Raw genomic sequence first — 14171 nt, 5'->3', positions numbered from 1 at the left:
CAATTTATAGTTTGTGTTGTATGAAATAGTTGACAGAATTTTCGTAACTTTTGCCTTTATAATAAGTCTATTAACATAAGAGGCTTTTTTTGTTTATTTGATAGAGTTTAGAGTACGTGATCGGAAAAGTCCGTTTGAATACAATGAAGATGGGAGAGTTATCATCCATATGTTTTTAGGTAATAGGAAACAAGGCAATGAGAAAGTAGATGGCAGAGGGATGGTTAAAAGATGGGCTGTTTTGACACTGGCGGGAGTATTGTGGGTTGGACCCGTTGCCGGAACAGGCGCTCTAATTCCGTTAAACGGCTGGATATCTGCGCCGATTGCGAGTGCAGCTTCCGGTTCAACTGTAAAGTTGGGGGAAGAAATTATTACTTCCGGTGCAACATTGATAAAATATCGTTTTAAAGGCTCCAAAGGAACAGCGTTAGCTGATATCGTCCGGGTAGACTTGCAAAATCCATACGTCAAGCTGGATGTTATGACCGGGAAAAATGGGCAGTTCACAACCCGTCAAAGCACAGGCGGTATGGCAAAAGAAACCGGAGCAGTCGCTGGTGTGAACGGAGATTATTTTAATACCTCCAGCGAGGGGGCCCCGATTGGTGGACAAGTATCGAAGGGGGTATTGATGTCTACTCCGTCCGATTTAACGGGGATGTATGCTTTTGCAGTAACCAAGGACGGTTCCCCAATGGTGGAGCAGTTCACCTTTGAAGGCACAGTAAAAGCCGGGGATGGATCAACTTTCCCCTTAGCGGGGATGAATAAGGCTTCGTATTCGCCTGAAACGAGCGGAAGCAGCTACAGCCATTCCAATGCAATGTATATTTATACATCTGCCTGGAAAGCAATTGAGCGGCCGAAAAACAGCTCAACAACGCCTACTGAGGTATTGGTGCAGAATGGTGTGGTTACGCAAATTTCCAACAATGCTACGTTGAATATGACTGTGCCGCAGGACGGCTATATTTTACGTACTCACGGCAAAGCGGCCGATTATGTCAAAGCCCACCTGACAGTAGGACAAACGATAGAAACCAGCTATCATCTTCGTGTCAAATCGACAGGGAGTGAGGTGGACCCTTCCAATCTCCAGATGATGATTGGCGGACACACCATATTGGTGAATGACGGTCAGAAAACTTCCTTTTCCCGCAGCACAACGAGCATAGGCGGGACGCGGGCGCGCACGGCTTTGGGATATTCCCGTGACAAGCGTTACGCTTATGTCATTGCCGTTGAGAAGAACGGGAGCAGCGTTGGCGTATCCCTGAGTGAGCTGCAAACGCTGATGAAAGATATTGGTGTCTGGAAGGGTATGAACCTGGATGGCGGTGGCTCCACCACAATGGTGACCCGTGATTTAGGAGATACGACAGTGGGGCTTACGTTCAATACGGAATACGGTACGGAGCAACGGAGCGTCGTAAACGGTGTGGGTGTGTACACCAGTGCGCCTAAAGGGACGCTCAAAGGCTTCACGATTAAAGGCAATAAAACGCTGCTTATTGGTCAGACCGGAAGCTATTCTTTTAAAGGCTATGACACCTACTACAATCCGTTCGATACCTCAAATGTACAAGTGACATGGAAATCGAGCAATCCGTCCGTGATATCGGTGAGTGGCGGGGTTGTGAAGGGGTCGAAACCAGGAACAGCTACGTTGACGGCGTCCAGTGGCTCAGCTAGTGCTACGACCAAGGTTACTGTCCTGGGAGCAGATGAAATCTCATCACTTACCGCAGGCAGTGGGACAGGATCGCTTACGGCAGGTGCTAAAATCGAGGTACCGGTAACTGCAAAGACGAAAGATGGCCAGAGCGTCAGCATTTCGTCAGATGCGCTCAAATGGGAGTTCATCGGCTTTAAGGGAAGTGTTAAGGACAATCAGCTTACGGTAAATACGGTGGATGCGGGTGTGAAAACGGGCTATGCCATCGGTCGCTACGATGGTTTCAGCGCGGTCGTCTTCCTGTCTGCTGGCGGGGCTAGCACAAACAACTGGGAGAACTTCGAAAATGTTTCGTATCCGGTTGATTTTACTTCGAATGTGGAAGGCGTTACCGGCACAGCGGCTGTTGTACAAGGAGATGGCGACCATGCCAATTCTAAAGTGCTTGAGCTGAACTACGACATGACGAACGGTAGTGGTAAAATGTATGCCTATGCCCAACTGAACGGTACAACCGGCAAAACGCTTGAACAAGCGGCTACATCCATCTCGATTGATGTTAGAGGAGATAAGAGTCTGAACTGGTTGCGTGCCGAGCTGGAAGATGCCCAGGGCAAAACGGCATATATTGACCTTGCCAAAGTGATCGACTGGAATGGCTGGAAAACCATTAACGCAGACATGAGCGGTTTGAATATTTCATATCCGGCGAAGCTCAAGCGCCTGTATGTAGTTAATGTGGCCGAAGGTCAGGATGAGCGTGCCAAAACGGGCAATGTCGCTTTTGATAATATTTCTTTTAATACACCGGGAACGGTCGGAACCGAAGGACTCAAAAAAGGAACGGCTCAAATGACAATCGGACAAAAGTCAATGACCGTGAACGGGACGTCAACGACCATTGATGCTGCTCCGATGACTCGTGATGGCTCAACGTATGTGCCGATCAAGTACGTGCTGGATGCTTTTGGCGGGCAAGCCAAGTGGAACGCAGGCGATCAGCGGATTACGATTATGCGTGGCGGTGTGCTGATGGATTTAACAGTAGGCAAGAAAGAAGTCGTCCTGAACGGCAAACGTCAGAGCACGGATGTAGCACCCATTGTGTTAGGTGGTAGGACTTTAGTCCCGTTAAGACTCGTGTCTGAGCAGTTAGGAATGACTGTAAAATGGGAACAAGAAACGAAGACCATCACCCTCCAGTCATGATATGGTATGATATATACTTGAAATGCTAGGATTGGAGTAGAACATTTGTGGACTTTCAAGCCGATATCATAGACCGAGTCATTAAGAATGCCATCCAGGTGATGGAGAACAGCAAATATCAGATGTTCGAAATTTTGGACACGGCCCGGACCGAGCTGGTCACGTTAAATCAGGAACTCCAGAGCGTCCTGAAGGAAACGGCGGAAACGATTGAAAAGGTGGACCAGCTGGAAATGAACTATCGGCGGTCCCGTATCCGGCTGACTGAGGTCAGCCGTGACTTTGTCCGCTATTCGGAAGAGGATATCAAGCAGGCTTACGAGAAAGCAACACAGCTTCAGCTCGATGTGATGATCTTTCGCGAGAAGGAAATGTATCTCAAGGCCAGAAGAGATGATCTTCAAAAGCGGGCTAAAAGTGTTGAGGACTCTGTCGAGCGGGCCGAAACCATCGGTTCGCAGATGGGCGTCGTGCTGGAATACTTGTCGGGTGAGTTGGGACAAGTGACGCGGATCATTGAATCGGCCAAAAACCGGCAGTTTATTGGTCTGAAAATTATTTTAGCCCAGGAAGAGGAGCGTAAGCGGATATCCCGTGAAATTCATGACGGACCTGCACAGCTTCTTGCGCATCTAGTACTTAGGACGGAAATTGTGGAAAGAATGATCGCCAAGCAGGAATTCAAGATGGTTCAGGACGAAATAGTAGACTTGAAGAAACAGGTTCGCTCCAGTCTTGAGGAAATGCGAAAGGTTATTTTTAATCTGCGTCCTATGGCCCTGGATGACTTAGGACTTATTCCGACGCTCCGGAAATATGTACAGGATTTTGAGGAAAAAACGAAGATTAGAGCGCTTTTTGAAACAAGGGGCAAGGAACATCGTCTCTCTTCCGCGATGGAAGCAGCCATTTACCGTCTGATCCAAGAAGCTTTGACCAACGTTGCCAAGCATGCTTATCCTACCTATGTGCTTGTTGAGATTACCTATCAGGCGCAGCTTGTAAAAATCGTGGTGCAGGATAATGGTCTGGGCTTTAAGCCAGAGCTTTTTCAGCAGAAAAGCAAAGATCATGGACATTTTGGTCTGATTGGTATGCGGGAAAGGGTTGAACTGCTCGAGGGGAGAATGGAAATCGAATCAGCTGAGAATCAAGGCACCAAGATAGTGATTCATATCCCAACCAACGTGGAAAAGGGAAAGGAGTAACAACATGGAAAATCAGGAAATTGGTAACGCACCCATTAAAGTTCTCTTGGCGGACGATCATCAGTTGTTCCGTGAAGGGCTTAAACGTATTTTGAATATGGAGGACGACATTGAGGTCATCGGAGAATGTGGCGATGGTATTCAGGTGTTGGAATTCTGTAATGTAGAGAAGCCGGATATCGTTCTAATGGACATTAATATGCCTATTGAAAACGGTGTGGAGGCAACGGAGAAGCTGCGTGAGATGTTCCCGGATGTCAAAGTTATCATTTTGTCCATTCATGATGATGAAAGCTATGTATTCGAGACGTTGCGCAAGGGGGCTAATGGCTACCTGTTAAAAGATATGGAGGCCGAGTCCCTCATTAATGCGATTCGCTCTGTGCATGAAGGGTATGCGTTTATTCATCCGAAGGTAACGGGTAAACTCATTCAGCAGCTCCGCCGGATGACGTATCTGAATGAAACCGGGGCTATGGCTGAAGGTCATACGAAGGAAGCTGGCGTGAAGTTCGTCGCAGGCGAAAATAACCCGCTGACCCGTCGTGAGGCTGAAGTGCTGCGCTTAATGGCTGAAGGCAAGAGCAACAAGATGATCGGTGAATATTTATTCATTAGTGAAAAAACGGTCAAAAACCATGTCAGCAGTATTTTGCAAAAAATGGAGGTTGATGACCGGACACAAGCGGTTATTAATTCCATCAAATACGGATGGGTTACGCTGTAAAGTGTAGTCTTTGAAACCCAGTACATAACCGTGACACCTCTTCCTGTTATACGGCATATATTGTCGCTATAGGAGGAGGTGGAACCTTCGTGATGGCTCATTTGGTTTGGATATTGCTTATATATGGTCTGGGAGCCGCAGTCGTGCATCTTATGTATATACGGCAGGCGGTTCAAGCCTATCGCAATGGCGACGATGTGCGCGCGTTATCTTCGGATCAACGGCCGACCCGTTATATTGTCATTACTTCTAATGACGGAGAACGTGTGGAGTGGGTGATGCGTTCATTGAGCATACTTGCCTGGTTACGTCGGAGGCCGCTGCATGTGACGGTACTGGATGATGAATCCGTGGATGATACACTGCCGATCCTTACACGGATGGTGCGTTACAGCCATATGGATGTTTCGGTTATTTCATATCGTTTTTCACCGGGAAACCCGGTTTTACCGAAGTTAGGCGGTGAAAAGCGTGTTGTTATTGACCTCAGAACAGCCAACCCGTTGGTGGATGCTCCACTTGTTCGTTAATGACAAAGTATGGTGGACATTACGGTCGAAACCGGATATAAATGTTTACAAGGAATTGCATATGCAAGATAAAAGGGATTTCGCTGAAATCCGAATGATGTGGAGCACACTTCAGGCTATGGGCCATGGAAGTGTGCTTTTTTGCTTTTTTGTTGTTAGAAAGAGGAAAATAAACTCTTGAGAAGTGAAAGGGTGCCAAATGAAAATTGCGGTATATGTGGTCAGGTATAGAGGGAAATGGGATATCCGCTTATCCGTGGATATTCGAGTAGATATGACATGGTGGTTGAAAGGGAACAAGGGACAGGAGAATGCTGTCGAAAAATGGGTGGTACTGGGGCGAGAGCTTCCGTTGCCTTGGGGCGTAAAGCTGTGTGAAGTGTTCAAGGGATCAACGGACATGAAGCGATGGACAAGGAGGCAATGGTGGCAATACGTTCTTGCACAGCTAAAGGATGAACTGAATTCAGAGTCTGGTGACGTAGAGCAACATTTAACCGGAGGGATCAATGCTATATGCATTTGGGATGGGCAACTGTTTCATCCAAGCAGCAGCATGATGTATGGGGGAGGGAGTGAGGAACGGAGAATAGCAGGAGTATCGTACCTCGGGCAAACAAGGCATTCCAACAGTGAAATTGAAAAATTGGATATGGAGCGAGTGGCACGACAAGCGGATGCGCTGGCTGATTTGCTGTCAGGTCGCCAGTTGCTTGTTCTGGAAGCTGAAGCGTTGCTGGCTGAGGTGGCACCAGGATTGGAGCGCGTTTGGCGCTTGGCTGCGCAGCTCGCGTACTTGCAAGGTCGGCTTAGCTTTGCTGCTGGCCTTGCACCACATGCGCGTAGGCCCGCTACGAGTAATCTCCGCTGCAACCGTTGCGGCCGCGGGGCGATGTACCGCACGAGCTGTGCATCGTGCGGGCGCAAGGCGTGCGCCTACTGCGAGACGTGTCTCGCGCTGGGGCGCAGCCGTGAGTGCTCGCTGCTGCTGTGCGGTGCAGCGAAACCCGCCGTGCCGTGCACGGCGGACACAGCCCCGGCCGCGGAGCTCGACCGCTGGGGGCTGAGCCCTGCGCAACGCGCCGCTGCCGAAGCGGCGCTGCGCTTTTTGGCCGCACCGCCCAGTGGGGTGCGGGGGCGCTCTCGCCCGGTAAGCCTCTGGCTCCGGGCGGGCGAGCTGCTGCGGCGTGGCATGGCTACACGCCGGGGGACAAGCCCTGCTGCTGCATCGCAGGGCAGTGTCCTTGCCCGCGACAGCGGGCATCCTTCGCCAACAACTGGCGAAGGCGTGGCAGAGCGGTTTTTGCTTTGGGCCGTGACTGGCGCAGGCAAGACGGAAATGATGTTTCCACTCCTGCAACATGTGCTGGAGCATGGAGGAACGGCGCTTGTAGCGACACCGCGCCGGGATGTGGTACTGGAGTTGGCGCCCCGTTTGGCAATCGCCTTTCCTCATGTAAGCATGGTGACGCTCTATGGAGGCAGCGATGAACGCTGGCAAAGGGGGCAGCTGACACTCGCAACGACTCATCAGCTTCTGCGTTATCGTCAGGCCTTTGATCTGGTTGTCATTGACGAAATTGATGCGTTTCCCTATCACAATGATCCAATGCTCGCCTTTGCCGCACAGGCTGTATGTAAGCAGGAGGGGAAATTCATTTATTTGTCTGCTACTCCACCGCTACTGTTGCAAAAAGAGGCTGCACGCGGCCTGTTACCGCATGCCAAGGTTCCCGTTCGTTTTCATCGCCATCCACTGCCTGTCCCATTCCGTCTGGAGACTTCTCCGGTGAAGTATTGGCTGCAAAAGGGACGACTTCCTGCATCCCTGATTCAACGCTTGTTCGCATCCATACATCGCGGCGCTCAGGTCTTCCTCTTTGTGACACGAATCTCACATATTCAATCTCTAGTAGAATTGTTGATCAGACGCTTGCCTGATATCCCAATTGCGGGCACTTCATCCCAGGATGAAGAACGAAGCGCTAAGGTACGTTCCTTTCGAGCAACTGAAATACGTGTACTGGTCACAACCACTATTCTGGAGCGCGGTGTGACCGTTCCACGGAGTGATGTTTATGTATTGGATGCGGACAGCAGCCTTTTTGATGAAGCCTCTCTGGTACAAATGGCTGGTCGAGCAGGAAGGTCGAAGGATGACCCGTGTGGAAGCGTCATTTTCACATCTCCCCAATGGACTCGCGGCCAAAAGAGGGCGATTAGACAAATTAAGCGCATGAATACACTAGCGCGAAAAAAGGGCTATCTACAGGAGGTGAAGCATTAAATGCACAAAATAAAAAAAGTTTTTTTGGAAATGTGAAACCTGATACAATATTGACACGTAAACTACCAAGAAAGGTGCATTCTGTATGATAATGGTGCGCAGAACCCAACTTTTTTTGAATTGGCTACTTCAGCGTCAGTCAGAGACATGTATCGCTTGTGGAATTCACACTGGGGGTTTTTCCAAGTTCCCCGGGATTTGTACTTCTTGTTCGGCACAAATTCCTTGGATCCACAACATTCGATGTGTTCATTGTGGACGCCCGACATTTTGTCCTGATTGTGTAAGGCCTGACCGGGCAGCACGCTACTATGTGTGTAATCGGAGTGCGACTAGCTATACGCCTATCATGAGAGAATGGATTGGGCAGTTTAAGTATCGCGGAAATGAAAAGTACGGTCCTCCGCTCGGCGAGATGATGCATCGGGCTTATCAGGCTATGAGGCATGAGTTTGCTGGTCGGGAATATTTTCGTTTCAATCAGTCTCTGCAGAACGTGAATTTGGTGACATGTGTTCCGGTAAGCGAGACACGATTGACAGAGCGAGGTTTCAATCAGGCTCAAATTTTGGCAGAGGAGCTTGCCAGGCGGAATAAACTACCCTTTTTACCTTTACTTGCTCGTCCACAAGATACTGGCAAACAAAGCTTCAAAACAAAAAAAGAACGCACAGACACGATGTACAATGCGTTCTCTGCTGTGCCGGGTATGACGGAGTTAATTAAGCCTTTTATTCTAAATGCTGAGTCTCAAACTAAAATGGGAAATCAGAAATGTGTGACTGTCTGGCTGGTGGACGATATTTATACGACAGGGAGCACTTTACAAGCGTGTGCGCGTGTTTTAGGGGAAAAGGCATCCGAGGAGGGAATACATATGACCATTTTTTGCCTGACTTTGGCAAGGTCATAAGCCCAAATTTTATGTCCCTTTACGAGAGTTTTGGTTTGAAACTAGGAAAAAAGTTCATAACGTTCCGAGGAAAACTCGAATGCTAGAGCAGAAAAGCCTTTTAAACCGCACGATAAGCAAGATTTGACAACGAGATAGAAAGAGGTATATAATAAAAATATAGACACAAACAAAAAGTAAGGAAGTGAGGGATGAAAACAGAACATTTTAATTTAGAGGTTGATTTTTTTGGAAAAGAGGAGTACAATTTCTATCTGTTGATAGCTAACATGGTTTGGTAATAAATGATTAGCTAACGACAACAGAGCGGACATTGGGAGTGTCTCGCTCGGTAGTAAAGCAGTTAATTAAAATTTAACCTAAAAAGAGGAGAGAAAAAAATCATGAAAAACGTAATGAAAAAAGTAGCAGTATCTAGTATGTTGGCAGTAAGTTTAGGTGCAGTATCTCTGTTGAGTCCACTTGCTACAGGTCAAGTATCCGCAAAGTCTAACTCGGATAACAACAAGGATCAGGTAGAACTACAACTGATCATTGAACAACAAGAAGCAGCACAGAAAGCACTGGAAGCTAGACTCTTTGGAACTGAAAATGCTACGACTACAACACCGGCTCAACCAGCTACTGAGAACAACAATCAAGCAACTACAGCGCCAACTAATACAACTGGAACACCAGCTACTGTAAATACAATCACAGTAAGTGTTCAAGATGGCGATACGCTGACTTCCATTGCTAAAAAATACGGTGTTACTGTTGAAGAACTGCTTAAAATCAACAACCTGATTAAAGTAGGCCAGGAACTGCAAGTTCCGCAAGCAAGCACTAATAAATAATTCGTTATAAATTCATAATAAAATGTTTTTATTAAACCAAGTGTTTGACTACAGTATACGGGAAGGCCTCTATTAAAACAATGCTTTTTTGAATAATTATTTGTGAAATAGCTTGTTTTTTTGGGCTGCAAATTTCCAATGGTGCGTCTATCCTATCTTAAGATAGATTTTAAGCTGGGATGATGTTAGTCGTATGATATAATGAATACCCACACTCCATGTGCGGAGCATTCGTATGGGCGCCGTTCCCCCGGAATTGTAGCAGTTACTTGGTGGCATTCGGGGCACAGGTGAACATGAATTCTTCTGAGGATTGTTTCGCCCGGTTTTTCCCTCATCTTGATTCGTATATTTACTCCATTTATAATCATATACAGCTATTTTAATTATAGTGAGGCGCTATTCCCGAAATAACCGGAATGGCGCTTATTTTATTTTAATCTAAAAACCTGAGCGTTGTATGACGATAAATAGACACATGCAATAGGATTGATCTGGCAGAAATCATTTGTCTCCTTAGGGTACATGCGATTTGCATATCATTATATAGATCTAAGGAAAGATTTGACGTTAGGTTATGGCCCCGTTAGCTGGTGTGGGATTTAAATGCTTGGTTTTCTTGTTGCACTTCCTAATACAGAGTACGTTAAGCATTTTGTACCTTTATTATGATATCGTACAAAATGTGCAATTGTGTAAAATCTATAAATCTTTTTTTAAAATATTCGCTAGACGAGGCTCTTAGATATAAGGTAATGTAAGGATACACTAATACGAGACCGGAAACAGGAAAGGGGCGCTGCAGAGGATGAATTTGGATAACTGTCCTCGCTGTGGAAAGCTGTTCATTAAGAATGTCAGGGGTATTTGTCAGAACTGTATTAAAGAAATTGAGATTGAATACGAACGCTGCGTCAAACATATACGTGAAAATAAGGGTATTCATATGCATGAGCTTTCAGAAGCTACTGGTGTATCCGTTAAACAAATCACGACATTTATACGTGAGGGACGTATTTCCATTGCTAATGCGCCCAATATGACCTATCCTTGCGAGGTGTGCGGGATACCAATTCGTGAAGGGCATATGTGCGATTCTTGTCGAACACGTCTGACCAAAGACCTGCATCAGGCCGTACGCGAAAGTAGTAATCAGGATCAAAGTAATAATATGGGCTCAGGTACCTACAGCGCGATTGATAAACTTCGTGGAAAGTAGTACAGGGGAATTAAAAACGTATTCAGCTATTCAAAAAGTTTCAAATACCGCCGATAATCTTTATAGAGCTTATCGGTTTTTTTATTTTTAGCAACTATGCACAAAATAAAGAAGTAAGGCATAATACGAACCATGTTCGACGCTATGTCGTCTGATACATTCTGACCATATCAAATAACTAAGGAAGGTGGAAGTTATGAAAATTAACGAGACCAACCGCATCGGAGCTATTAATCCATATCAACGAAATATTGAAGCAGGACGCCAAGAGGAACAAAAGAAATCCCGCCGCAAGGACGAGGTCTCGATTTCCCCGGAAGCGATGGAAATGCTGAACCGCAGCAGTGACGCAGACCGCGTTAAAAAGATTCAGGAGCTTAAGCAGCAAGTAGCTTCTGGAACCTACAGTGTGGATGCCGATAAAATTGCGGAGAAGCTGTTACCTTACTTCAAGCAGTCTTCCGAAAGCTAGGTGAAGGAATATGCCTTTAGAGCGTTTGATTGATGTGCTGGAGCAGCTAGACCAAAAGCATCTTATCTTGTTGGAACTGGCAAAAAGTAAAAAAAAAATTGTCATGGAAAATGATATAGATAGCTTGGTTCAGCATTTGAACCAGGAATCCAGACTCCTTAAACAGGTGGAACAGCTGGAAGAAGCTCGCATGGAGGTTTCGTATGAGCTTCTTCGTGAACGCGGTATCAAGTCTCAACTTAATTTGACTATAACCGAGCTGGTACGTCTTGTCTTTGATCCTGAAGATAAGAAAAAACTCCTCAGTGTACAGAGCCATTTATCCCACACTCTTTCAGAATTAAAGGAAATTAATGCAATCAATCAAAAGCTCATCGAGCAATCGTTGGTGTTTATTGACTACTCGTTAGATCTACTTGTAGGTCGTCCTAATCAGGAGATGACTTATATGCATCCGGATCAGAAAAGTAATCAACTCGCACGACCTGGATTGTTCGACACTAAGGCTTGAACCGAGGAGGAAAATAGAGTGCCATCCACATTTCATTCCATAGAAACAGCCAAAAGAAGCCTTTTTACACAAACGGCAGCTTTAAATACAACAGGACACAACATAGCTAATGCCAACACTGAAGGCTATACACGGCAAACTGTTAAGATGAGAGCTTCTATACCCATGGAGGCTTATGGTATTAACCGTTCAAATGTGCCTGGTCAGTTGGGAACAGGCGTTGAATTTGATGCTATTGAACGCATTCGTGAGAAGTTCTTGGACAGTCAGTATCGCGGAGAAAATACTGAGCTGGGCAGTTGGACGATTCGAAGTAACACCCTTGATAAGCTTCAACAGATTATAAATGAGCCGTCTGACACAGGGATTCGAAAGGTTTTAGATAACTTTTATAAATCTTGGTCTGATTTAAGCAAAGACCCAGAAAGTGTAACCGCACGAACTATTGTTAAAGAAAATGCACTTGCATTGACTGATGCAATGAATCATATGAGTAAACAGTTAAGCAATTTATCTGCGGATTTAACCTCGAATGTGGAGGCTAAGTCTAGTGAGCTACAAAGCTATGTAAACTCCATAGCGGACCTGAACCAATCAATTACTAAAATTGAAGGCTTGGGAGATAACGCTAACGATCTTCGTGACCAGCGTGATTTGATCGTCGATAAAATTTCAAAAATCGTTAATGTAACGGTGACTGATACCGATCAAGGTTACAATGTCAATATGGGTGGTCAAGCGTTAGTAGCCGGATTTACACCGACTACTGGAATTAACGGCGCTTTTTTACAAGCTGCTTTTGCTTCCAATGATTTGCAAGGTGGCGAAGTACATGGAATGATTTTCTCCAGAGATCGATTTGTAGCAGATTATACTGCCCAAATGGATAATCTTGCTAACACATTGGCAAACGGTAATATTTCTGTAACGCTACCTAAAGGCTCGGTATTGCCAGAAGGCACTGTACTGAACGGAGTGACTTATACAGGGACCAACCGCACGCTTCAATCAGATTTAACAGTTACGGTTAAAGGTCTTAATGGTTTGCATCAACTGGGTTATACCCAAGAGGATAAAGATGCTAACGGTAATATGGTTGCAGGTAAACCTTTTTTTGTAGCTTCAAATAATGGCGGGACGATAACGGCAGGCAACATCACGTTAAATACAGTTATAGCCGATAATCCTAACGCCATTGCAGCATCCCTTCGTGTAACAGGTACTGCTCCTACTGAGGAATTGGTTAAAGGTAATAATACATTGGCATCCCTGATGGCCAATTTAAAATTAAACAGTTTCACTTCTGTTTCTACGGGGAATACGGCTACTATTGATAGCTTTTTCAGTTCTATGGTTGGTCAGTTGGGTATAGAGGCTCAAGAGGCAACAAGACAGACACAAAACTCGACAGCCCTCGTATCTCAGGTGGAAACTATGCGCCAATCCGTGAGCGGTGTTTCGCTGGATGAAGAAATGTCCAATATGATCAAGTTTCAGCATGCCTACAGCGCCGCTGCTCGGTTTATGACCACATTCGATCAATTATTGGATAAATTAATTAACTCCACAGGTGTAGTGGGAAGATAAGAATGGGGATTAAATATCTTGTGTTTTTATATACAAGTGGGTATTTAATTACGGGGGGATATGATTATGCGAGTTACTAACAATATGCTGAGCTCACAGCTTTTGCTGAATTTAAATCGGAATTCCGAGCGTATGAATAATACGCAGAACCAGCTGGCGACCGGGCGTAAGCTGAACAAGCCCTCTGATGATCCTGTAGGTATTACGTATTCCTTGAGGTATCGATCTGAATTATCTTCAAATGAACAATACCAACGGAACGTAGACAGCGCGGTGTCGTGGCTTGATTTTAATGATACGGTGATGGATCAGGCGGGCCAAATTATGCAGAGAGTACGGGAGCTGACGGTCCAGGCTTCTACAGGAACCAATCCACAGTCTGCTCTTGACAGCATTAACAAAGAAATTGGTCAGCTTAAGGAACAGATGATTGATGTTGTGAACAGCCAACTGAACGGTAAATATATATTTAATGGTCAAACCTATGACAAGAAACCATACGATCTTCCTTTGAATGCTGATAATACGCATGATACATCTGGAGCAGCATCCATTGTTACGGATACAGGAAATGTTAATTTTATAGTGGGTGAAAATGTTGCCTTGCCCATTAATGTTACTGGTAATGAAGTCGTAGGAACAAGCACGGATACCGATAATTTATTTACTATTTTTAATCAGTTATCTGCAGCCTTGGCAAGTGGTAATATTAAAGCAAGTGGTGATCAATTAGCTAATATCGATGCACGTGTGGACAAAATGCTGAAAGTTCGTTCTGAAATGGGAGCTAAATCCAATCGTGTTGAGCTGATGCAAAGCCGTTTAAGCGATCTGGAAGTGAACTTAACGGACTTGCAATCGAAAACGGAAGATGCAGATTACGCCGAGCTTTTGATGAATTCCAAGATTCAAGAAAACATTTACAATGCATCTTTGTCAGCGGGAGCGAAGATAATATCCCCATCATTAATGGATTTCTTAAGGTAGGCTAAGG

The 14171-nt window shown here is 45.6% G+C and carries 12 protein-coding genes; all 12 read left to right on the top strand.

Going from position 1 to position 14171, the window contains the following annotated elements:
- Positions 1–169 precede the first annotated feature (169 nt).
- The 12 genes from AC0WRU_RS22505 to flgL all read left to right on the top strand — a co-directional run bounded on the left by AC0WRU_RS22505 (position 170) and on the right by flgL (position 14164).
- Positions 170–2887 carry a stalk domain-containing protein gene (locus AC0WRU_RS22505; protein WP_476126364.1) on the top strand — a complete coding sequence of 906 codons (2718 nt, stop codon included), beginning with the start codon at positions 170–172 and terminating at the stop codon, positions 2885–2887.
- A gap of 47 nt (positions 2888–2934) precedes the next feature.
- On the top strand, positions 2935–4095 hold the full coding sequence (locus tag AC0WRU_RS22500) for a sensor histidine kinase (protein ID WP_025681980.1): 1161 nt from the start codon (positions 2935–2937) through the stop codon (positions 4093–4095).
- A 4-nt stretch (positions 4096–4099) separates the two neighbouring features.
- A complete protein-coding gene (locus tag AC0WRU_RS22495) occupies positions 4100–4822 on the top strand; it encodes a response regulator (RefSeq protein WP_137060550.1) in 723 nt (240 codons plus the stop codon).
- 89 nt (positions 4823–4911) lie between these two features.
- On the top strand, positions 4912–5352 hold the full coding sequence (locus AC0WRU_RS22490; RefSeq protein ID WP_431086414.1) for a hypothetical protein: 441 nt from the start codon (positions 4912–4914) through the stop codon (positions 5350–5352).
- Positions 5353–5551: 199 nt separating this feature from the next.
- Positions 5552–7639, top strand: coding sequence for a helicase-related protein (locus tag AC0WRU_RS22485; protein WP_476126363.1), 2088 nt, complete (start codon positions 5552–5554; stop codon positions 7637–7639).
- A gap of 535 nt (positions 7640–8174) precedes the next feature.
- Positions 8175–8552 carry a ComF family protein gene (locus AC0WRU_RS22480; RefSeq protein WP_476126362.1) on the top strand — a complete coding sequence of 126 codons (378 nt, stop codon included), beginning with the start codon at positions 8175–8177 and terminating at the stop codon, positions 8550–8552.
- 383 nt (positions 8553–8935) lie between these two features.
- The gene (locus AC0WRU_RS22475) at positions 8936–9388 is read left to right on the top strand and encodes a LysM peptidoglycan-binding domain-containing protein (RefSeq protein WP_476126361.1); all 453 of its coding nucleotides are present in this window, start codon (positions 8936–8938) and stop codon (positions 9386–9388) included.
- Positions 9389–10196: 808 nt separating this feature from the next.
- Entirely contained in the window at positions 10197–10607 is a 411-nt protein-coding gene (locus AC0WRU_RS22470) for a TIGR03826 family flagellar region protein (RefSeq protein WP_476126360.1), read from the top strand.
- A gap of 196 nt (positions 10608–10803) precedes the next feature.
- Positions 10804–11079 (top strand): flagellar biosynthesis anti-sigma factor FlgM, encoded by a 276-nt coding sequence (gene flgM, locus AC0WRU_RS22465; RefSeq protein WP_476126359.1) that lies wholly within the window; start codon positions 10804–10806, stop codon positions 11077–11079.
- Between the two features lie 10 nt (positions 11080–11089).
- Positions 11090–11590 carry a flagellar protein FlgN gene (locus tag AC0WRU_RS22460; RefSeq protein WP_476126358.1) on the top strand — a complete coding sequence of 167 codons (501 nt, stop codon included), beginning with the start codon at positions 11090–11092 and terminating at the stop codon, positions 11588–11590.
- 18 nt (positions 11591–11608) lie between these two features.
- A complete protein-coding gene (gene flgK, locus AC0WRU_RS22455) occupies positions 11609–13177 on the top strand; it encodes a flagellar hook-associated protein FlgK (protein ID WP_476126357.1) in 1569 nt (522 codons plus the stop codon).
- 66 nt (positions 13178–13243) lie between these two features.
- The gene (gene flgL / locus AC0WRU_RS22450; RefSeq protein WP_476126356.1) at positions 13244–14164 is read left to right on the top strand and encodes a flagellar hook-associated protein FlgL; all 921 of its coding nucleotides are present in this window, start codon (positions 13244–13246) and stop codon (positions 14162–14164) included.
- Positions 14165–14171 lie beyond the last annotated feature (7 nt).

This window comes from Paenibacillus sp. 1-8 (assembly GCF_056316205.1).
Note: the sequence above shows the minus strand (reverse complement) of the source record. Positions and strands in the feature narration are given on the sequence as shown.